The sequence below is a fragment of the Streptomyces sp. CNZ287 genome (assembly GCF_007827615.1).
The window spans coordinates 128,697-147,018 of the sequence record NZ_VISV01000013.1; the positions used below are offsets into that span (position 1 = coordinate 128,697).

Sequence of the window (18,322 nt, forward strand, 5' to 3'; positions counted from 1 at the left end):
CCGGGCATGCCGCTAGGGGGTCAGGATGACGGTCGTCTACCGCGCGCCGGAAGGGGACGACGGACTGGAGTTCACGGTCCGGCTGACTCCCGAGGAGACCAGGGTGCTCACCCGCGAGGTGCGGCTGCTGGCGGAGATCGTCGACAGTTGCCTGTGGGCCCTCGGCATGCTCCGTACGGGCGTCAACTCCCGCGACGCCGGCCGCCCCGCGCCCATCCCGGGCGACTGGTACTCCGCCCTGCGCGACCTGGAGCACATCGCGCCCCGGGTCGAGGGCACGCGGGACGCGGTGATCCGCGCGCTCGCCGAGTCGGGGGAGGGCACCGGCCGGCTTGCGCACGCGCTGCACACCGACGAGGAGGCGGCGTCACGGCGCCGGGCGGCCGTGCTCGGGAACCCGCCGTCGGGCTGGGAGACCTGGGCGGCCAAGGGCGTGGGGGAGTAGCGCCCCGCGCGGCGCGGGGCCGGTCTCAGGCCCGTTCCACCAGCACCGCCGAGCCCTGCCCCACCCCGACGCACATCGTCGCCAGCCCCCGCCGCGCGCCCGTACGCGCCATCCGGTGCAGCAGCGTCGTCAGGATCCGCGCACCCGAACAGCCCAGCGGGTGGCCCAGCGCGATGGCCCCGCCGTCCGGGTTGACCGTCTCCGGGTCCAGTCCCAGCTCGTCCACGCACGCCAGCGACTGCGCCGCGAACGCCTCGTTCAGCTCGGCCGTCTCCACGTCCGCCACCGACCAGCCCAGCCGGTCGAGCGCCTTGCGGGTCGCCGGCACCGGGCCGATGCCCATGACGTCGGGGTGGACGCCGGCCGAGGCGCCGGCCGCGTACCGGCCGAGGGATTCCAGGCCCAGTTCCGCCAGCGCCTCCTCGCTCACCAGCAGCAGCGCCGCGGCCCCGTCGTTCATCGGGGAGGAGTTGCCCGCGGTCACGCTGCCGCCCTCCCGGAACACCGGCTTCAGCTTCGCCAGTTGCGCGGCCGAGGTGTCCTCCCGGATGCACTCGTCCGCCGTCACCGGAGCGGCGCCTTCGGGCCGTACGACCGGCAGCAGCTCCGCGTCGAAGTGGCCCGCCGCCCGCGCCGCCGCGGCCCGCCGGTGGCTGCGCAGCGCGAACTCGTCCTGCCGCGCCCGCCCCACCCCGTATTTCCCGGCGACCTCCTCCGCGGTCTCGCCCATCGCGAGCAGCCCGTGCAGGTCCCGCATCCGCGGGTTGACCAGCCGCCAGCCCAGCCGGGTGTCGGCCGTCGCCATCGCCCGCGGCAGCGCCTCGTCCGGCCGGGGCAGCACGAACGGCGCGCGGCTCATCGACTCCGAGCCGCCGGCCAGCACCACGTCCGCCTCGCCCGCGGCGATGGCGCGGGCCGCGGTGGTGACGGCCTCCAGGCCGGAGGCGCAGAGACGGTTGAGGGTGGCGCCGGGGACCGACTCGGGCAGGCCGGCCAGGAGGGCGGCCATGCGGGCGACGTTGCGGTTGTCCTCGCCCGCCTGGTTGGCGGCGCCCCAGTAGACGTCGTCGATACGGGCCGGGTCGAGCGCGGGAACGCCGTCGAGGAGCCCGCGGATCACCCCCGCGGCGAGGTCGTCGGGGCGTACGGCGGACAGCGAGCCGCGCAGCTTCCCGATCGGCGTGCGGCGGGCGGCGGCGAAGTGGACGGTGCGCACGGCGGGCCTCCTCATCAAAACTAGCGATGCTAGTTTCGGACTATAGCCCGCGCGCCTGCTCCGCGGCCAGGATGCCCCGTGACGTCCCATCCGCCCACTTCCACGGTGATCGCTTACGATCGAACACGTTGTCCCGGACGACGCGGAGCCGACGCGAGGAGAGCGCGATGAGCAGTGCCAAGGTTGCCGACCAACTCGTGGAGGTCCTGCTCCAGTACGGCGTGAAGCGCATCTACGGCGTCGTCGGCGACAGCCTCAACCCGCTCGTCGACGCCATCCGCCGCAGCGACGGCGTCATCGAGTGGATCCACGTGCAGAACGAGGAGGCCGGTGCCTTTGCCGCCGCCGCCGAAGCGCAGGTCACCGGGGAGCTCGCCGCCTGCGCCGGCTCCTGCGGCCCCGGCAACACCCACCTCATCCAGGGCCTGTTCGACGCCCAGCGCAGCGGCGCCCCCGTCCTCGCCATCGCCTCGCACATCCCGTCCACCCAGATCGGCAGCGGCTACTTCCAGGAGACCCACCCGGAGAAGCTCTTCGACCAGGCGTCCGGCTACTGCCAGTTGATCTCCCAGCCCGAGCAGATGCCCCGCATCGCCCGGATCGCCGCCCAGCACGCCGTCGGCGCCAACGAGGTCGCGGTGCTCGTCCTGCCCGGCGACATCGCCGACAAGCCGGCCGCCAAACCCACGGGGCACACCGTCCCCTGCGCCCGCCCGGCCGCCATCGTCCCCGACCCGCAGACCGTGCGCGAGCTGGCGGACGCCCTCAACGGCGCCGACCGCGTCGCCCTCTTCGCCGGCGCGGGCGTCCGCGGGGCGCACGCGAAGGTGATGCGGCTCGCCGAGACCGTCAAGGCGCCCGTCGGGCACACGCTGCGCGGCAAGGAGTGGATCCAGTACGACAACCCGTACGACGTCGGCATGATCGGCCTCCTCGGCTACGGCGCCTGCTACGACGCGCTCCAGGACGCCGACCTCGTCGTGATGCTCGGCACCGACTTCCCGTACGACGCCTTTCTGCCGCAGGGCAAGACCGTCCAGATCGACATCGACGCCACCCGCCTCGGCCGCCGTACGCCGCTGGAGGTCGCCGTGCACGGCGACGTCGCCTCCACCCTGGACGCGGTGCAGCCGCTGCTGCGCGAGAAGCGCGAGCGCCGCTACCTCGACGCCACCCTGCGCAAGCACGAGCGGTCGCTGACCAAGGTCGTCGAGGCGTACACCTCGAACGTCGACAAGCACGTCCCGATCCACCCCGAGTACGCCGCCCGGCTGCTGGACACGCTCGCCGCGGACGACGCCGTGTTCACCGTCGACACCGGCATGAACAACGTCTGGGCCGCCCGCTACCTCACGCCCAACGGCCGCCGCCGCGTCATCGGTTCCTTCACCCACGGCTCCATGGCCAACGCCCTGCCGCACGCCATCGGCGCCGCCAGCGCCGACCGCGACCGCCAGGTCATCTCGCTCTCCGGCGACGGCGGCCTCGGCATGCTGCTCGGCGAGCTGATCACCGTCAAGCAGCACGACCTGCCCGTCAAGACCGTGTTGTTCAACAATTCCTCGCTCGGCATGGTCAAGCTGGAGATGCTGGTCGACGGCCTGCCCGCGTACGGCACCGACCACAGCAAGGTCGACTTCTCCGCCATCGCCCGGGGCGTCGGCATCCCCGCCTGGCGGGTGGAGAAGCCCGGGGAGATCGAGGGCGCGCTGCGGGAGGCGCTGGCGGCGAAGGGCCCCGCGCTGGTCGAGCTCATCACCGACTCCAACGCGCTCTCGATCCCGTCGCGGATCACGCTGGAGCAGGTGCGCGGCTTCGCGCTGGCCGCCGGGCGCACGGTGCTGGAGGGCGGCGTCGGCACGATGCTCGACCTGGCCCGCTCCAACCTCCGCAACATCCCCCGCCCCTGACCGCGCGGCCCTCCGTGCCGTACGCGCCGGGCGCCGCCCGGTCCGTACGGCACGGGCTCCTCAGGTCAGCCAGGGCAGGTCGCCGAAGTAGCCGCCCTTCGCCGGCGGGGTGAGCAGCGCCTGCCGCGTGCGGTACGTCAGCGGCGCGCCCGCGCACCGCGCGGCGGCCCGCGCGCGCAGCTCCCAGCGGCCCGCGGGGGCGCCCTTCGGCGGCGTCACCCGCCAGCGGGTGACCACCTCGGCGCCCGGCGCGAGCCGGCCGCGCGGCCTGCGGGTCGCGGCGCGCACCTTCCAGCCCTCCGGGACCTGCAACTGCACCCGCGGCTCGGTCCACGGGCTGCCGGACCCGTTGTGCAGGGTGGCGGTGACGGTCAGCACCCGGCCGGGCTCGGCGTAGGGCGGGGCGGCGATGCGTACGCCGAAGGGCTCGCGGTCGTACGTGTCGCGCCACTCCCGCCGCATGACCTGCACCAGCCGGGCGGCGATGTCCGGCCGGTCCGCGACCCGGTCGACGGACTCGGCGGGATCGTCCGCCAGGTTGTACAGCTCCACCTGCCAGCGGTCGGCCGGGGCCCTGCGGTCCTTGCCGGGTGCGAAGCGCACCGCCTTCCAGTCGCCGGCGCGCACCGCCTCGGAGATCCGGCCGATCCGGTCGTGGTCGGCGGCGCGGGCCAGGGGCGTGGAGGCCCGCTCGTTGCGGTACCAGTACAGGAACTCGTGCCGGGGCGCGGGCCCGGTGCCGGTGAGCAGCGGGGCGAGGGAGAGCCCGTCGACGTCCCGGGGCGCGGGGGCGCCGCCCAGCTCGGCGAGGGTGGGCAGCAGGTCTATGTGGGGCGTCGGCCGGTTCACGACGCCCCGCCGGATGCGGTACGGGGACCAGGCGATGAACGGCACCCGGATGCCGCCCTCGTACAGATTCCGCTTGTAGCCGCGCAGCCCCTGCTCGCGCTGGAAGAGCGCCGGCGTCACGCCGCCCTCCTCGTGCCGGCCGTTGTCGCTGGTGACGATCACCACGGTGTCCTCGGCGATGCGGCGCGCGTACAGCTCCTCGATCACCTGGCCGACCATCCGGTCGAAGTTGGCGACCTGCGCGGCGTGCCCCTTGTCCTCCGGCTTCCAGTCCGTGTCGCTGTACTCGCCGGTGTCCGGCACGGTGCTCGGGGCGTGCGGCACGTTGGGGGAGAGGTAGAGGAAGAACGGCTCCTCGGCGTGGCTGCGGATGAACTGCAGGGCGCGCCGGGAGAACTGCTCGGGCGCGTACGTCCCGCGCCCGCCCTCCCCGTTGCCCGCGAGCGGGACGCGGCGGCTGTTGTGCCAGAGGTACTGCGGGAAGTAGTAGTGCGCGTGCCGGTGCGTCAGATAGCCGTAGAACTCCTCGAAGCCCCGGTAGTTGGGGTGGCTGTGCTGGTCCGGCTCCTCGGGGCCGAAGCCCCACTTCCCGATGCACGCCGTGCGGTAGCCGCGGGCCTGCAGCAGCTCGGCGACCGTGGTGTCGGCGTCGCCGATGGAGGGCTGGATGCCGCGCATCGGGTTCTCCCTCACCCGGGCCCGGCCGCTGTGCAGGCCGGTCAGCAGCGAGGCGCGCGACGGCGCGCAGACCGGCGCGGAGGCGTACGCGGCGGTGAACCGCAGTCCCTCGTCCGCGAGCCGGTCCAGGTGGGGGGTGCGGATGAGCCGCTGACCGTACGAGCCCAGCTCGCCGTAGCCGAGGTCGTCGGCGACGATCAGCACGATGTTGGGGCGGTCGCCGCGCGGGCTGCCCGGCGCGGCGGCGAGCGGGGCGGGGGTCAGGGCCGCGCCGCCGGCGCCCCCGGCCGCGGCCGCGAGGAACTGCCGTCGGGTGGTCAACCGGCTCCCCCCTCTCGGACGACTGGTGCCGATGAGCAGCGCCGTCCGGAGGCGGTGGCGGGGCGGGCACGCAGTGTCCCGGGGCCGCTTCACCCGGCGGGGGTGGACGGGTCCGGCTGCCGGGTCCGCCGTGGCGGAAGCCGGGCCGGAAGCGGTGCGAGACGCCCGTATCCGGGGTATGGCCGGGCGTCCGACTGCCGCGCCGTCTGGTCGGGACGGCGAATGGCCGCGCAGGGGTGACCTACGGATCAGTTCCCCCCGGACTGCGTCTACCCCGTGCGCTTGCGTACGGCTTGACGTTTCGAGGGGGACCCTACCACCAACGATCGACGCTCCCACGCGCGTTGAGGGCTCGCGGAGGCTCAGCTTCCGGTCGCTCCGGAGGCCCTACTTGCGTCCCTCGCGCCCCTCACGCCACTCGCGTACCAGCGTGTCGGCGTCCAGCGGGGCGAGCCTCAGCGGCGGGCCGACGGCGGGCGCGCGGTGCGCCGCGCGGATCTTCTCGTTGACCTCCGCGACGATTTCGCGCACCTCCCGCTCGCTCCGCGCCCTGGTCACGGCGGCGAGCGCGGCCTCGGCCTCCTTGCGGACGGCGAGGGAGGGCGGCAGCGCGGACAACTGCTCGCGCGCCATCTTCGCCTTGACCCACCACAGCTCGTCGTACGGCCGGTCGAGATCCGCGAGCGGCTTGCCCTTGCCCGGGAGGTCGTCGAACTCGCCGCGCTCGGCCGCCTCCCGGATCTGCCGGTCGATCCAGGACTCGAAGCTCACACCCGGGGGCTTGCGTTCGGTCATGCGCGATGCTCCCTCCGCTCGCGGCGGTCGCCGATCGGCTGTTCTCCCACCTCAACGGTACCGGCGGCGCCCCGGCACGCGGCGCGCGGGCGGCGTCGCGCCGATGGCGGCTCTCAGCTTGCGCACACCTTGGTAACAATTCAGACAATGGCCTCGGAAGGTGTCCACCCGGCCCCCGAGAGGGAGACCCACGTGCCCCGTCTGCGTTCCGCGCGCCGTGCACCGCTGCCGCCGCGCCGTGCCCCGCGCCCCGCGCGCCCCACGCCGCGGCTCTCGCGGCTGCCGCGCTCCGCGCACCTCGCCGGCGCCGCGGCCACCGTCCTCGTCCTCTCGGTCACCGCCGCGTCCTGCGCCCTGCCCGGGCAGGGCGGCAGCGCCTCCGCCGCCGACGCGGCGGCGGAGCTGGTGCTGCAGCCCGTCGCCGACCGCGGGCATGACCCGTTCACCCCGAGCACCGCGACGCCCGACGGCGCCGCGCCGTCGCCCTCCCGCACCGCCGCGACGCCCGACAGCCCGCCGCCGGCGGAGCCGAGCAGGCACCAGTCGGTGCCGGGCGGGAAGGCCGGGCTCTACGGCGGCGTACGGAACGTCGCGAGCTGCGACGTCGACAAGCAGATCGCCTTCCTCGGCCGCGACGCCGGCAAGCAGGCGGCGTTCGCCCGCACCCTGCGGGTCGACGAGGGGGATCTGCCGGGCTTCCTGCGCGAACTCACCTCCGTGCTGCTGCGCTCCGACACCCGCCTCACGGGCCACGGCTTCGCGGACGGCGAGGCGAGCCCGTTCCAGTCGGTGCTCCAGGCAGGCACCGCGGTGATGGTCGACGACAAGGGGGTACCGCGGGTGCGGTGCGCGAGCGGCAGCCCGCTGACGGCGCCGGAGAAGCTGAGCGGCAACGACCGCTACGGTGGCACGGGCTGGCGCGGCTACCGGCCGTCGCGGACCGTCGTGGTCACCCCGGCGCAGCAGGCGCTGTCCAGGCTCGTCATCGTGGACGTCAACACCGACCTGTGGTTCGAGCGGCCCGTCGGCGCGCGGCCCGGCGAGGACCGGAAGCTGCCGCAGCCGCCGCGGGACCACTTCAACCCGCCGTCGCCCAGCGGCTCCCGCAGCCCCAGCGCCGAGCCCACGGGCAGTCCCGGGCCGACCACCGAGGGCCCGTCCGAGGGGCCCGGCACCGAGTCCGGGGAGCCGAGCACCGCCCCGCCGCTGCCCGGCGGCATCGACGAGGAAGAGGACCACGAGCGCGTCTCCGCGGGCGAGTCGTCGGGCGCGTCAGCCCGGTGATCCCGCCGGCTCCGCCGCGGTGCCCGGCGCCGCCCGGGGCGCGGCGGGCCGGCGCCGCACCGGCGCCAGCGTGAACCCGCGCGGCATCAGCGTCAGCCGCTCGGCTATGTCCAGCCGGTAGCCGGGGTCGGCGCGCAGCTCGTACCTGCGCAGCAGCAGCCCCAGTACGAGCGTCGCCTCGTGCAGCGCGAACTGCCGCCCGATGCACGCCCGCTCGCCGGTGCCGAAGGGCTTGAAGACGTGCCCGGGCCGGGCCCGTACCCGCTCAGGCAGGAAGCGGTCCGGGTCGAAGCGGTCGGCGTCCTCGCCCCAGACCGCCGGGTCGCGGTGCAGGGCCGGGATCAGGACCAGGGCCCACGCGCCGGCCCGCATCGGGTGGACGCCGCCCAGCATCGTGTCCGTACGGGCGGCGCGGGTGAACGCGGGCGCCGTGGGCCACATCCGCAGCGACTCGTCCAGCACCCGGCGCACGTAGCGCAGCTTGCTCACCTGCCGGTACGACGGATCCCCGGCCGGCCCCCACACCCGGTCCACCTCGGCGCGGGCCCGGGCCGTCACCTCGGGGTGACGGGAGAGGTAGTACAGCGCGAAGGAGAGCGCGCCCGAGGTCGTCTCGTGCCCGGCGACCAGGAACGTCAGTATCTGGTGCCGGATGTTCTCCGGCGACAGCCGCTCCCCGGTGCGCGGATGGCGGGTGTGGAGCATCAGCCCGAGCAGGTCCTGCGCCTCCGGGTCCGCGCGCGCGGTGCGCTCCCGTACGACCCGGTCGACGACGGAGGTGAGATACGCGGCGTCGGCGCTGCCGCGGCCGGGAACGCGGTTCTTCACCGGGCTGAACGGCCGGGGCACGTCGGCGCCCTGGGCGTGGCGCAGGGAGCGGACCATGGCGGCGACGAAGGGGTGCTGCTCGGTGCGCTCGAAGGAGCCGAAGTCGTAGCCGAAGCCGGTGTGGGCGATGGTCTCCAGGGTCAGCTTGGTCATGTCGGCGGAGACGTCGGCCGCGGTGCCCGCGGCGGCGTGCGCGTCCCAGGCGGCGGTGAGCCGGGAGGCCATCGCGAGCATCACCGGGTGGTAGCGCTCCATGGCCTCGCGGGTGAAGGCGGGCGCGAGGATGTCGTGGCCGAGCTGCCAGTTGGGCTCGTGGCTGTGCGCGGTGAAGAGGCCGTCGCCGCCCACCTCGCGCAGGTTGTAGACCGCGAGCACGACGCGCTTGGTGAACCGCGACTCGTCCGCCAACTCGGCGACCAGGTCCGCGCCGGAGACCACCACGATCTCCAGCCCGAAGATCTTGCGCCGGAAGATCGGCCCCAGCTCCCGGGCCAGCCGCAGCGAGTCCTGTACGGGCGTGCCGGGGTCGAGGCCGAAGACGTCGCCCACCACCGGCAGCCGGTGGCGGGGGCGGGGGATGCGGCTCAGCTCCGGCCAGGGTGCGGGACGGGTGCGTAAGAACGGCGTCGCCATCGTGCCCTCCCTTATTGAACTCGATTCAGTAAGCAGCGTGCGGCAGTGCTGAACCGGTGTCAAGTAAGGTGGCGCGATGGCTCGTTCCGGCGCTCGGGGTACGCAGACGGGGCGCCCGCGCACCCGCATGGGCACCGAGGAGCGGCGCCGGCAGTTGCTGCGGATCGGCGCCGAACTCTTCGCCGAGCGGCCCTTCGACGACGTCTGGATCGAGGCGGTCGCTGAGCGCGCCGGCGTCTCGCGCGGGCTGCTCTACCACTACTTCCCGACCAAGCGGCAGTTCTACGCGGCCGTCATCCGGCACGAGGGCGAGCACCTGCTGCGCATGACCGAGCCGGACCCGGACACCCCCGTCGGCCGGCAGGTGCAGCAGGGGCTGGAGGCGTACCTGCGCTACGCCGAGGAGCACGCGCGCGGCCTGCGCGCCTTCCACCGCGCCTCGGCCACCGGGGACCGGGAGATCCACGAGATCCACGAGCAGCTCCTCGCCGAGCAGGAGCGCCGGATCGTCGCGGTGCTCGACGCCCAGGCCGCCGCCGGGCTGATCGACGGGCCCGCCCCCGCGGCGCTGCGGCTGGCGGTGCACGGCTGGCTGGCGTTCGTCACGGCGGCGGTCCTGGACTGGCTGGAGCGCGGGGAGCCGTCGCGGGCGGAGGTCCGGGAGGTGTGCACCCGGGCGCTGCTCGGGGCGCTGGAGGGAGCGCGGGGGGACTGAGGCGCCGGGGCCGCCCGCCGCACGGCGGCCGCGGACCGGGCCGGCGCGGGGGACCGGACGGCCGCGCCCGTGGGCCGCCGCCCGTCCGCCGGGCGGTCCCCGCGGGGCCGCCGCCGCTCGACTCGTGAGCCGCGGGCCGCGGCCCTACGCTGGTGAGCATGGCCGCGCGAGCACTGGACGCCACCGGGGCCGCGGAACTCGTACACGCCGCGACCGCCGCGCCCTCCATGCACAACGCACAGCCGTGGCATTTCCGCTGCCACCTCGGCCACCGCACCGTCGAGATGCGCGCCGACATGGAGCGCGCCATGCCCGCCGCCGACCCCGAGCGGCGCTCCCTCCACGTCGGCTGCGGCGCGGCCCTGTGCAACCTGCGGGCCGCCGCGGCCGCCGCCGGCTGGCGGACCAGGACCGAGCTGCTCCCGGCCGAGCACGAGCCGCTGCTGCTCGCCTCCGTCCGGCTCACCGGCGCGGAGCCCGGCGAGGAGACCGACGCGGCGCTCGCCGCACTGGCCGAGCAGATCCCCCGCCGGCACTCCAGCCGCTGGCCGTTCGCGGAGAGGCCCGTACCGCCCGCCGATCTGGCTGACCTCGTCGAGGCGGCGCGTACCGAGGGCGCGAAGCTGGTGTTCCCCGACGCCTGGCATGCGGCGTCCCTGCTGGAGCTGGTGCAGGACGCCGAGGTACGCGACGCCGAGACGCCCGACCGTGCCGAGGAGCTGGCCCGCTGGACGCACCCGTGGCCGGACACCGCGGACGAGGGCGTCCCCGGCTACGCGTACGGCCCCCGGCGCCGGGGCGGCACCGCCCCGATGCGCGACTTCGCCGGCCGCACCGAGCCGCCCGGCCGGACCAGCGCCCCCTTCGAGAGCGTGCCGAACATCGCCCTGCTCGGCACCGCGCACGACAGCCCGGCCGAGTGGCTGCGTGCGGGCCAGGCGCTGGAGCGGGTGCTGCTGACGGCCACCCGCGCCGGGCTCGCGGTCTCGCTGACGAGTGAGGCGCTGGAGTGGTCCGACCTGCGCGCGCTCGTCCGTGACCCGCTGACCGACGTCGGCCAGGTCCAGATGGTGCTGCGCATCGGCTACGGGCCCCGCGGCCCGACGACGCCGCGCCGCCCGCTCTCGGAGGTCATGGAGGTCATCTGAGCGCCGGCCGCCGCCGCCCGGCACGTACGCGAAGGTGCCGGAAACGGCGAACGGCAAGGAGCATGCGCTCCTTGCCACTCTCAACGTATAGCGCACCCCGGGGCTTGCGGCAAGCCCCACGGTTTGTTGCAGAATCTCCGCCGAAGCCAGGACCTGCGGAAACGGGAGATTCATGAGCGACGTGATCATCGCCGGGGGCGGCCCGACCGGGCTGATGCTGGCGGCCGAACTCCGGCTGCACGGCGTGCGCGTGGTGGTGCTGGAGAAGGAGCGGGAGCCGACGAAGGTCGTGCGGGCGCTGGGGCTGCACGCGCGCAGCATCGAGGTGCTGGACCAGCGCGGCCTGCTGGAGAAGTTCCTCGCGCTGGGCACGCGCTACCCGGTCGGCGGCTTCTTCGCCGGCATCGCCAAGCCCGCGCCGGATCGCCTGGACAGCGCGCACGCGTACGTCCTCGGCCTCCTGCAGACCCTCACCGACCGGCTGCTGGAGGAGCACGCCGCCGAGGCGGGCGCCGAGATCCGCCGCGGCCGTGAGGTGACCGGGCTGAGCCAGGACGGGGACGGCGTGACCGTGGAGGTGGCCGGATCGGAACCGCTGCGCGCCCGCTACCTCGTCGGCTGCGACGGCGGCCGCAGCACGGTGCGCAAGCTTCTCGGCGTCGGCTTCCCCGGCGAGCCCAGCCGGGTCGACACCCTGCTCGGCGAGATGGAGCTGACCGCGTCGCCGGAGACGGTGACCGCCGTGATGGCAGAAGTCCGCAGGACGCAGCTCCGGTTCGGCCTCATGCCGCTGCCGGACGGGGCGTACCGCGTCGGCGTGCCGGCCGCGGGGGTGGCCGAGGACCGCTCGGTGCCGCCCGCCTTCGACGAGTTCAGGGCGCAGCTGCGCGCCGTCGCCGGCACCGACTTCGGTGTGCACTCCCCGCGCTGGCTCTCCCGCTTCGGCGACGCCACCAGACTCGCCGAGCGGTACCGGGTGGGCCGGGTGCTGCTGGCCGGTGACGCGGCGCACGTCCACCCGCCGGTGGGCGGGCAGGGGCTGAACCTCGGCGTTCAGGACGCGTTCAACCTCGGCTGGAAGCTCGCCGCGGCGCTCGCCGGCTGGGCCCCTGAAGGGCTGCTGGAGAGCTATCACGCCGAGCGCCACCCGGTGGCCGCCGGGGTACTGGACTTCACCCGGGCGCAGATGGAGCTGATGTCCACCGAGCCGGGGCCGCAGGCCGTGCGCCGGCTGATGGCCGATCTCATGGACTTCGGGGAGGTCCACCGGTATCTGATCGAGAGGGTCATGGCGATCGGCATCCGCTACGACTTCGGCCCGGGCCACGAACTGCTGGGCCGCCGGCTACGGGACATGCCGCTGAGCGAGGGCCGGCTGTACGAGCTGACGCGCGCCGGCCGCGGCCTCCTGCTCGACCGGACCGGCCGTCTCTCCGTCGCGGGATGGGCGGACCGCGTGGACCACGTCGTCGACGCCGCAGCGGAACTGGACGTCCCCGCCGTGCTGCTCCGCCCCGACGGACACGTCGCCTGGGCCGGTGAGGACCAGGCCGGCCTCCTCGACCACCTGCCGCGGTGGTTCGGCGCGCCCGCCGCCTGATCCCCGGGCGCCGGCGTCAGTACTCGGCGAGCAACTGCTCCAGCATCTCCTGGCTCGACTCCTGCTTCTCCGCCGCCGCGCAGAGCCCGTCCATCGTCAGCAGGTACCGCTCGACATCGTTGCGCTTGTCGAGGTAGAGGGCGCTGGTCAGTTGCTCGATGTACGCCACGTCCGGCAGGTCCGGCTCCGCGAAGCGCAGGATCGTCAGCGGGCTGACCACGGCCGCGAAGCGGCCGGTGGCGAGGCGGGCGACCTGGACCGTGATGTTCGACAGCCCCAGGATCCCCAGCAGGTGCTTGATCTGCGCGCGCATCACCGTGCGCCCCCCGAGCGGGCGGCGCAGCGCTGCCTCGTCGAGGACCACCCAGTAGCGCGCCGGCCGGTCGGCGTGGCCCAGGATCTGCTGCCTGCGCAGCCGCAGGTCGACGTGGCGCTCTATGGCCGCCTCGTCCGCGTTCGGGTACGCGACCTGGGCGAACGCCCGCGCGTAGTCGGCGGTCTGCAGCAGGCCCGGGATCCGCTGGGCCTGGTAGGAGCGGATCAGCGAGGCGGCTTCCTCAAGGCCGAGGAACGTCTCCATCCAGGCGGGCGTCACGTCGCTGTACTGGTGCCACCAGCCGGTGGTGTTGGCCCCGCGGGCCAGCGCGAGGTAGTGCTCGCGCTCGGCCTCGTCCTCCACCCCGTAGAGCGTCAGCAGGGCGGCGATGTCGTGTTCCTTGCAGCCGCCCCGGCCCAGCTCCAGCCGGCTCAGCTTGGGCTGCGAGGCGCCGATGGTGCGCGCCGCGGCCTGGAAGGTGATGCCGCGCTGCTCGCGCAGCCGTCGCAGGTTGTTGCCGAGGATGATGCGGCGGACGGTGGGGCCGCCTCGGGACGGGGCCGGCAGAGAGTTCGTCTCCGACATGCTTGGCGCGTGCATCGGGCTCCCAGGGATGATCAGGTCGCGCCCTTCAGTCTCGCATCGAAGGAGTCAACGTGTACAGGGAAAGCGATTGTCAAAGTTGAATATGCCTCTGGAACACGGCCGTTACTCCCGTCGGCCGGTCGGGCCGTACGAGCCGTCCGGACGGGTCAGGGGCGCCGCGCGAAGACCGCACGGGCGCGCGGACTGCCGTCAGGCCGCCGCCCCAGATCCTCCAGCGCGGCCGTCGCCACGGTGAACCCGGTGCGCTCCAGGTCCGCCAGCACGTCCGGCAGGCGGAACGTGCGGTAGTACATGACGAACCGCGGGCGCCACAGCGCGTTCCTGACCCGCATCGCGGTGTCGAACCCCCACAGCGCCCAGTACCCCCGGGACCCGACCGGCTGCGGCGCGGGGACGGGGAAGGCGAAGTATCCGCCGGGGCGCAGCGACCGGAAGACCTGTGAGAAGAGCGCCGGGCGCTCGCGGGGCAGGAAGTGGCCGAAGGCGCCGAAGCTCACGGCGAGGTCGAAGGCGGGCGCGAAAGGCAGCGCCAGGGTGTCCGCACGCACCCAGCGCATCGAGGGCGGGTCTGCGGCGTCCGCGTACGCGCGCCGCGCCTCGGCGAGCATTCCGGCGCTGAAGTCGACGCCGACGACCCGCTCTTTGCACAGCCGGCGCAGCGTCCCCGCGCCCGCGCCCGTCCCGGTGCAGACGTCGAGGCCGTGCACGAACGGCCCCAGCGGCTCGACGGCGGCGGCGAACGCGTCCAGCACGCGGTCGGGGGTGCGGAACGGGGAGCTGTCGAATTTCGGCGCCAGCAGGTCGTAGCCGCGTTCCGTGGAGGACATCGCCTGCACGGTCAGCTCGAGAAGGGTCGGGCCCTCGGGACTGAACATCGTCGATCAGCGTAGTGGCGCCGCGCGCCCCCGCACGCCGCGCGCCCCCGCACGCCGCGCGGGCCCCGGGTGCCGGGCCGTTGACATACGCGGCCGGCTGGCCCCAGACCCGGCCCGGCGTTGACGAACGCTCGTGCGCAGGACGCACACCCGGGATGAAGGGTGGCATGGCGGAGATCCTCACCCTGCGGGACGCGGTGGCCGAGCTGGTGCTGCGACGGCGACACGGTGGCGAGGGGGAGGGCGATGCGGTGGACCTCGTCGCCGAGGAGGGAGACGCTCTGGGCGGCCCAGTAGCGGCGGAAGGGGCGGTCGCGGAGCAGCCCGGGGAGGGCGGGGCGGCTCACGACGAGGGGTGCGGGGGCCCGGGGCGGTGCTCCGGGGCGGGCGGGGGAGGCGTGTCTGCCGTGTCTGCCGTGTCTGCCGTGTCTGCGGTGTCCTCTGTGTCCGGCCCGGTTGGCGGGTCGACGAAGGCCAGGCGCAGCAGGCTCACCAGCCTCGCCCCCTCCGGGCGCCGCGCCGGGTCCGCGAAGCGGTCGTCGTAGCGCGAGAGCAGCCGGGTCATCTCCTCCGTCAGCCCGGTCAGCTCCTCGGGCGTGAGGTAGAGGCTCCAGTCCCCGGAGTACTCCGCCGCCTGCCACGCGCGCGGCAGCCGGTGGCGGACGGCGAGCGCGGCGCCCAGCTTCCGCACGTACGCGTCGACCTGCGCCATCGTCAGGTCCCCGACGGCCTCCGTCGCGGCCGGGTCGTCGTACGCGGCCTCCCAGTGCGTCGTACGCGCCGTGGCCCGCCACGGCTTCTCCCGCCCCCGCCCGCCGCCGCTCTGCTCGACGAGCCCGTACTTGGCGAGCATCCGCAGATGGTACGAACACCCGGCGACGGACTCCCCCGTCAGCTCCGCGGCCCGGGTGGCGGTGAGCGGCCCGTGCCGGCGGAGCAGGCCGACCAGCTCCATCCGGGTGGGGTGGGCGTAGGCGCGCAGGGCGCGGGCGTCGGTGAGGTCGATGCGGTCCGGCATGCATCTAAAGGTACCTTTAGAAAGGTTCCTTTAGAAGCATCGCGGGTGAACCGGGAGGAGAATGGGACCGATGGACCTGGAGAGCGTCGCGGACGAGCTGTACGGGCTGCCGCCGGGCGAGTTCGTCGCCGCCCGCGGTCGGCACGTCGCCGCGGCGCGTACGGCCAAGGAACCGGCGCTCGCCAGGCAGATCGCCGCCCTGCGCAAGCCGACGCTCGCCGCCTGGGCCGGCAACCTGCTGGTCCGCTCGGCGCCCGACCAGGTCGACGCGCTGCAGCGGCTCGGCGAGGGGCTGCGCGCGGCCCAGGACCGGCTCGCGGGAGACCGACTGCGCGAACTGACCCGGCAGCGCAACGCGCTGGTCGCCGAACTCGCCCGCGAGGCCCGCCGGCTCGCGGCCGAGGCCGGCCAGCCGGTCGGCGACGCCGTCCAGCACGAGGTGGAGACGACCCTTCACGCCGTCCTCGCCGACCCGGACGCGGCCCGCGAGTGGGCCGCGGGCCGCCTCGCCAAGCCCCTCACCACCCGCCCCGGCTTCCCGGGCACCGCGACCACCGCCCCCGCGCCCACCTCCTCCCGCCGCCCGGCCCGCAAGCGCCATCTCAAGCTCGTCGAGGACCCGGCGAAGGCCCGCGCCGAGGAGCTGACCCGGGCCCGCAGAGAAGCCAAGGCCGCCGAGCGGGAGGCCCGCGATCAGGACAAGGCCCTGCGCCGCGACGAATTGCAGCGGGACAGGGCGGAATCCCGCCTCGAAGAGGCCACCGCCCGCGTCGCCGACCTGACGGAGCAACTGCGCAGCGCCGAGAGGGCCGAATCCGACGCCCGCGAAGCCCTCACCCACGCCCGCCGCACCCTGACCGCCACGACCCGGGCCACCCGCGAATCCCGCAGAGCGGCCGACAGGGCGGCGGCGAAGGTGACGGACCTGGAATCCGAACCGGACCCCTGAGCCGCTTTTCCGGCACGCCCCTGCCGGGCCCGCGGTGATATGTTCATGGCTTTTCGGACATGGGCGGAAGGTGCGGACGGGTGGGGACTTCGCCGCGTACGGGGGCGTTCGAGCGGCAGCGGCAGCGGTGGTGCTGCTGGTGACGGCTTGCGGCGGAGCAGGCGATGACGGTCCCGGCGCGGAGGAGGATTCGCGCCCGTCCTCCCCCGCGGCTCAGGACGAGGACCGGGCCGAGCCGCTGAGCAAGCAGGGCATCAGGCAGGCCCTGCCGCGAAAGTCGGACTTCGGCCGCGACTGGGACGTGGGTCCGGTGGAGACGGAGAAGGAGTACCTGGACGACGGGGGCAAGGCCCCGCCGTCCGACCGCTGGTGGCACCTGATGATGAACTGACCGCGAAGCTCTTGGATACGGCCGCGGCGCGGCTGCACGACGCTGTCGTCGCCGAGCAGAACTGAGCTCGGACGGCCGGACCCGAGCACCGGCCCGTCCCGCGGGTGTCACGCCCGGGAGGTGGGCGGTGTCTGGATGGGGACCGGATCGTTTGAGTGAGGAGAGATCGTGACGTTGCGTGTTCCCAGGGCGGAGCTTCCCGGCGAGATGCGGGAGGCCATGGTGAAGCAGTTCGGCGCGTTGCCCGAGCCCGTGGAGGTGCTGTTCAACCACCCCGACGTGGCCGTCGACAATCTGGAGTTCGCCGCGAAGGCGGCCTCCTGGCGCGCCGTCGACGCGAGCCTGAAGTCGTTCGCCCACATGGCGGTCGCCGCCCTCGTCGGGTGCAGTTGGTGCCTCGACGTCGGCTACTTCCAGGCGCGGAACGAGGATCTGGATCCGGCCAAGGCCAGCCAGGTGCCGCGGTGGCGGGACTCGGACGTGTTCTCGCCGCTGGAGCGCGAGGTGATGGCGTACGCGGAGGCGATGTCGGTGACGCCGACCGCCGTCACCGACGCGCAGGCCGCGAGCCTGCTGGCGCAGCTCGGCGCCGCGGGACTCGTGGAGCTGACCGCGTTCGTCGGGTTCGTCAATCTGTCGACACGGGCGAACACCGCCCACGGCGTCACCTCGCAGGGTTTCTCCGAGTCGTGCGAGATCCCGCTGGCCGGCCGCACGGAAGCCGCCGGCCGGGCATGACCACGGCGCCCGACGACCCGTTCGTCACCCACCGCAGCCTGCTCTTCACCGTCGCCTACGAGATCCTCGGCTCGGCGGCGGACGCGGAGGACGTCCTCCAGGAGTCCTGGCTGCGGTGGGCCGCCGCCGACCGGTCGGAGGTGCGGGACGCGCGGGCGTACCTCGTACGGACCGTCACCCGGCAGTCCCTCAACCGGCTGCGGACGCTGGCGCGGCGGCGCGAGGACTACGTCGGCGAGTGGCTGCCGGAGCCGCTGCTGACCACGCACGACGTGGCCGAGGACGTCGTGCTCGCGGAGAGCGTGTCGATGGCGATGCTCACCGTGCTGGAGACGCTCGGGCCCACCGAGCGGGCGGTGTTCGTGCTCCGCGAGGTCTTCGACATGCCGTACGGCGAGATCGCCGAGGCCGTCGGGAAGCCGGCGGCCACCGTGCGGCAGATCGCCCGGCGGGCCCGCGGGCACGTGGCGGCCCGCCGGCCGCGGGTGCGGGTCAGCCCGTCCGAGCAGCGGGAGGTGGTGGAGCGTTTCCTGGCAGCGCTGCACACCGGTGAACTGCAGGAGCTGCTGGCGGTCATGGCGCCCGACGTGGTCCTGGTCGCGGACGGCGGCGGGATCGTGGCCGCGGCGCTGACGCCGATCCGGGGCGCGCACACGGTGGCGAAGCTGCTCGCGACGGCGAACCGGGCGGCGCTGGCGACGGCCGCCGTCTGGTTCAACGGCGCCCCCGCGGGCCGGGTCGAGTTCGACGGGGAGCCGGCGGCGGTGAGCCTGGAGCTGGCGGACGGGAAGATCACCCGGATCTACGTCGTACGCAACCCGCACAAGCTCACCCGCATCGACCACCCCGCCCGCCTCACCAGGTGACGCACGGACGCCGCGCGGCGCGGCAGACGGCAGGGTTCGCGCCGGATCCGGCTCCCTGGACCGAGTGCCGGACGGGGACCGGCTCCCACGGCACACTGGTGCGGGTCCGGCCCGAATTCGAACGCACGAGGAGCGCCGATC

17 protein-coding genes are annotated in these 18,322 nt (G+C 74.4%); 10 read left to right on the top strand and 7 right to left on the bottom strand.

What is annotated here, in order from left to right; genetic code table 11:
- The first annotated feature begins 25 nt into the window (after positions 1 to 25).
- Positions 26 to 445 (top strand): hypothetical protein, encoded by a 420-nt coding sequence (locus FB457_RS22905; protein WP_047014921.1) that lies wholly within the window; start codon positions 26 to 28, stop codon positions 443 to 445.
- Between the two features lie 25 nt (positions 446 to 470).
- On the opposite strand, the gene FB457_RS22910 is transcribed toward FB457_RS22905, so the two are convergent.
- Complete coding sequence (locus tag FB457_RS22910) at positions 471 to 1,661, bottom strand: thiolase family protein (RefSeq protein ID WP_047014920.1); 1,191 nt, start codon at positions 1,659 to 1,661, stop codon at positions 471 to 473.
- Between the two features lie 167 nt (positions 1,662 to 1,828).
- Here FB457_RS22910 and FB457_RS22915 point away from each other — a divergent pair, with 167 nt between their 5' ends.
- Positions 1,829 to 3,571 carry a pyruvate dehydrogenase gene (locus FB457_RS22915; protein ID WP_145783058.1) on the top strand — a complete coding sequence of 581 codons (1,743 nt, stop codon included), beginning with the start codon at positions 1,829 to 1,831 and terminating at the stop codon, positions 3,569 to 3,571.
- A 60-nt stretch (positions 3,572 to 3,631) separates the two neighbouring features.
- Here FB457_RS22915 and FB457_RS22920 read toward each other — a convergent pair whose 3' ends face one another.
- Together FB457_RS22920 and FB457_RS22925 are read right to left on the bottom strand one after the other, a co-directional pair.
- Positions 3,632 to 5,419: a sulfatase-like hydrolase/transferase gene (locus FB457_RS22920; RefSeq protein WP_145783060.1), complete on the bottom strand. Its 1,788-nt coding sequence runs from the start codon at positions 5,417 to 5,419 to the stop codon at positions 3,632 to 3,634.
- Between the two features lie 387 nt (positions 5,420 to 5,806).
- On the bottom strand, positions 5,807 to 6,214 hold the full coding sequence (locus tag FB457_RS22925) for a DnaJ family domain-containing protein (RefSeq protein ID WP_047014917.1): 408 nt from the start codon (positions 6,212 to 6,214) through the stop codon (positions 5,807 to 5,809).
- A 192-nt stretch (positions 6,215 to 6,406) separates the two neighbouring features.
- Between FB457_RS22925 and FB457_RS22930 the strand changes: the two genes are divergently transcribed.
- Positions 6,407 to 7,498, top strand: a complete 1,092-nt coding sequence (locus FB457_RS22930; RefSeq protein WP_145783062.1) for a DUF6777 domain-containing protein — start codon at positions 6,407 to 6,409, stop codon at positions 7,496 to 7,498.
- Here the strand turns inward: FB457_RS22930 and FB457_RS22935 are convergent.
- On the bottom strand, positions 7,487 to 8,959 hold the full coding sequence (locus FB457_RS22935) for a cytochrome P450 (protein WP_145783064.1): 1,473 nt from the start codon (positions 8,957 to 8,959) through the stop codon (positions 7,487 to 7,489). The genes FB457_RS22930 and FB457_RS22935 overlap by 12 nt on opposite strands.
- A 76-nt stretch (positions 8,960 to 9,035) precedes the next feature.
- On the opposite strand from FB457_RS22935, the gene FB457_RS22940 reads away from it, so the two are divergent.
- The 3 genes from FB457_RS22940 to rox all read left to right on the top strand — a co-directional run bounded on the left by FB457_RS22940 (position 9,036) and on the right by rox (position 12,422).
- Positions 9,036 to 9,674: a TetR/AcrR family transcriptional regulator gene (locus FB457_RS22940; RefSeq protein ID WP_186462032.1), complete on the top strand. Its 639-nt coding sequence runs from the start codon at positions 9,036 to 9,038 to the stop codon at positions 9,672 to 9,674.
- A gap of 158 nt (positions 9,675 to 9,832) precedes the next feature.
- Positions 9,833 to 10,822 (top strand): Acg family FMN-binding oxidoreductase, encoded by a 990-nt coding sequence (locus FB457_RS22945; RefSeq protein ID WP_047014913.1) that lies wholly within the window; start codon positions 9,833 to 9,835, stop codon positions 10,820 to 10,822.
- 172 nt (positions 10,823 to 10,994) lie between these two features.
- Positions 10,995 to 12,422: a rifampin monooxygenase gene (rox, locus tag FB457_RS22950; protein WP_047014912.1), complete on the top strand. Its 1,428-nt coding sequence runs from the start codon at positions 10,995 to 10,997 to the stop codon at positions 12,420 to 12,422.
- 16 nt (positions 12,423 to 12,438) lie between these two features.
- Here rox and FB457_RS22955 read toward each other — a convergent pair whose 3' ends face one another.
- The 3 genes from FB457_RS22955 to FB457_RS22970 form a co-directional block, all read right to left on the bottom strand.
- Entirely contained in the window at positions 12,439 to 13,323 is an 885-nt protein-coding gene (locus tag FB457_RS22955) for a helix-turn-helix domain-containing protein (protein WP_047014911.1), read from the bottom strand.
- 167 nt (positions 13,324 to 13,490) lie between these two features.
- A complete protein-coding gene (locus FB457_RS22960; RefSeq protein WP_047014910.1) occupies positions 13,491 to 14,219 on the bottom strand; it encodes a class I SAM-dependent methyltransferase in 729 nt (242 codons plus the stop codon).
- A 343-nt stretch (positions 14,220 to 14,562) separates the two neighbouring features.
- Entirely contained in the window at positions 14,563 to 15,237 is a 675-nt protein-coding gene (locus tag FB457_RS22970; RefSeq protein WP_486589108.1) for an ArsR/SmtB family transcription factor, read from the bottom strand.
- Positions 15,238 to 15,307: 70 nt separating this feature from the next.
- On the opposite strand from FB457_RS22970, the gene FB457_RS22975 reads away from it, so the two are divergent.
- The 4 genes from FB457_RS22975 (at position 15,308) to FB457_RS22990 (ending at position 18,181) form a co-directional block, all read left to right on the top strand.
- Entirely contained in the window at positions 15,308 to 16,186 is an 879-nt protein-coding gene (locus tag FB457_RS22975) for a hypothetical protein (protein WP_145783066.1), read from the top strand.
- Positions 16,187 to 16,325: 139 nt separating this feature from the next.
- Positions 16,326 to 16,577: a hypothetical protein gene (locus FB457_RS22980; RefSeq protein WP_164492513.1), complete on the top strand. Its 252-nt coding sequence runs from the start codon at positions 16,326 to 16,328 to the stop codon at positions 16,575 to 16,577.
- A gap of 168 nt (positions 16,578 to 16,745) precedes the next feature.
- Positions 16,746 to 17,315, top strand: a complete 570-nt coding sequence (locus tag FB457_RS22985; protein ID WP_047014907.1) for a carboxymuconolactone decarboxylase family protein — start codon at positions 16,746 to 16,748, stop codon at positions 17,313 to 17,315.
- Positions 17,312 to 18,181 carry an RNA polymerase sigma-70 factor gene (locus tag FB457_RS22990; RefSeq protein WP_047014906.1) on the top strand — a complete coding sequence of 290 codons (870 nt, stop codon included), beginning with the start codon at positions 17,312 to 17,314 and terminating at the stop codon, positions 18,179 to 18,181. The genes FB457_RS22985 and FB457_RS22990 overlap by 4 nt, the downstream gene beginning before the upstream one ends.
- Positions 18,182 to 18,322: the final 141 nt, after the last annotated feature.

What these genes read in the sequence shown, in the direction of transcription:
- FB457_RS22905 (WP_047014921.1), top strand. Translation starts at nt 26, where the DNA reads ATGACGGTCGTCTACCGCGCGCCGGAAGGGGACGACGGACTGGAGTTC.
- FB457_RS22975 (WP_145783066.1), top strand. Translation starts at nt 15,308, where the DNA reads ATGGACCTGGAGAGCGTCGCGGACGAGCTGTACGGGCTGCCGCCGGGC.
- rox (WP_047014912.1), top strand. Translation starts at nt 10,995, where the DNA reads ATGAGCGACGTGATCATCGCCGGGGGCGGCCCGACCGGGCTGATGCTG.
- FB457_RS22945 (WP_047014913.1), top strand. Translation starts at nt 9,833, where the DNA reads ATGGCCGCGCGAGCACTGGACGCCACCGGGGCCGCGGAACTCGTACAC.
- FB457_RS22955 (WP_047014911.1), bottom strand. Translation starts at nt 13,323, where the DNA reads ATGTCGGAGACGAACTCTCTGCCGGCCCCGTCCCGAGGCGGCCCCACC.
- FB457_RS22990 (WP_047014906.1), top strand. Translation starts at nt 17,312, where the DNA reads ATGACCACGGCGCCCGACGACCCGTTCGTCACCCACCGCAGCCTGCTC.
- FB457_RS22935 (WP_145783064.1), bottom strand. Translation starts at nt 8,959, where the DNA reads ATGGCGACGCCGTTCTTACGCACCCGTCCCGCACCCTGGCCGGAGCTG.
- FB457_RS22970 (WP_486589108.1), bottom strand. Translation starts at nt 15,237, where the DNA reads ATGCCGGACCGCATCGACCTCACCGACGCCCGCGCCCTGCGCGCCTAC.
- FB457_RS22960 (WP_047014910.1), bottom strand. Translation starts at nt 14,219, where the DNA reads ATGTTCAGTCCCGAGGGCCCGACCCTTCTCGAGCTGACCGTGCAGGCG.
- FB457_RS22925 (WP_047014917.1), bottom strand. Translation starts at nt 6,214, where the DNA reads ATGACCGAACGCAAGCCCCCGGGTGTGAGCTTCGAGTCCTGGATCGAC.
- FB457_RS22940 (WP_186462032.1), top strand. Translation starts at nt 9,036, where the DNA reads ATGGCTCGTTCCGGCGCTCGGGGTACGCAGACGGGGCGCCCGCGCACC.
- FB457_RS22915 (WP_145783058.1), top strand. Translation starts at nt 1,829, where the DNA reads ATGAGCAGTGCCAAGGTTGCCGACCAACTCGTGGAGGTCCTGCTCCAG.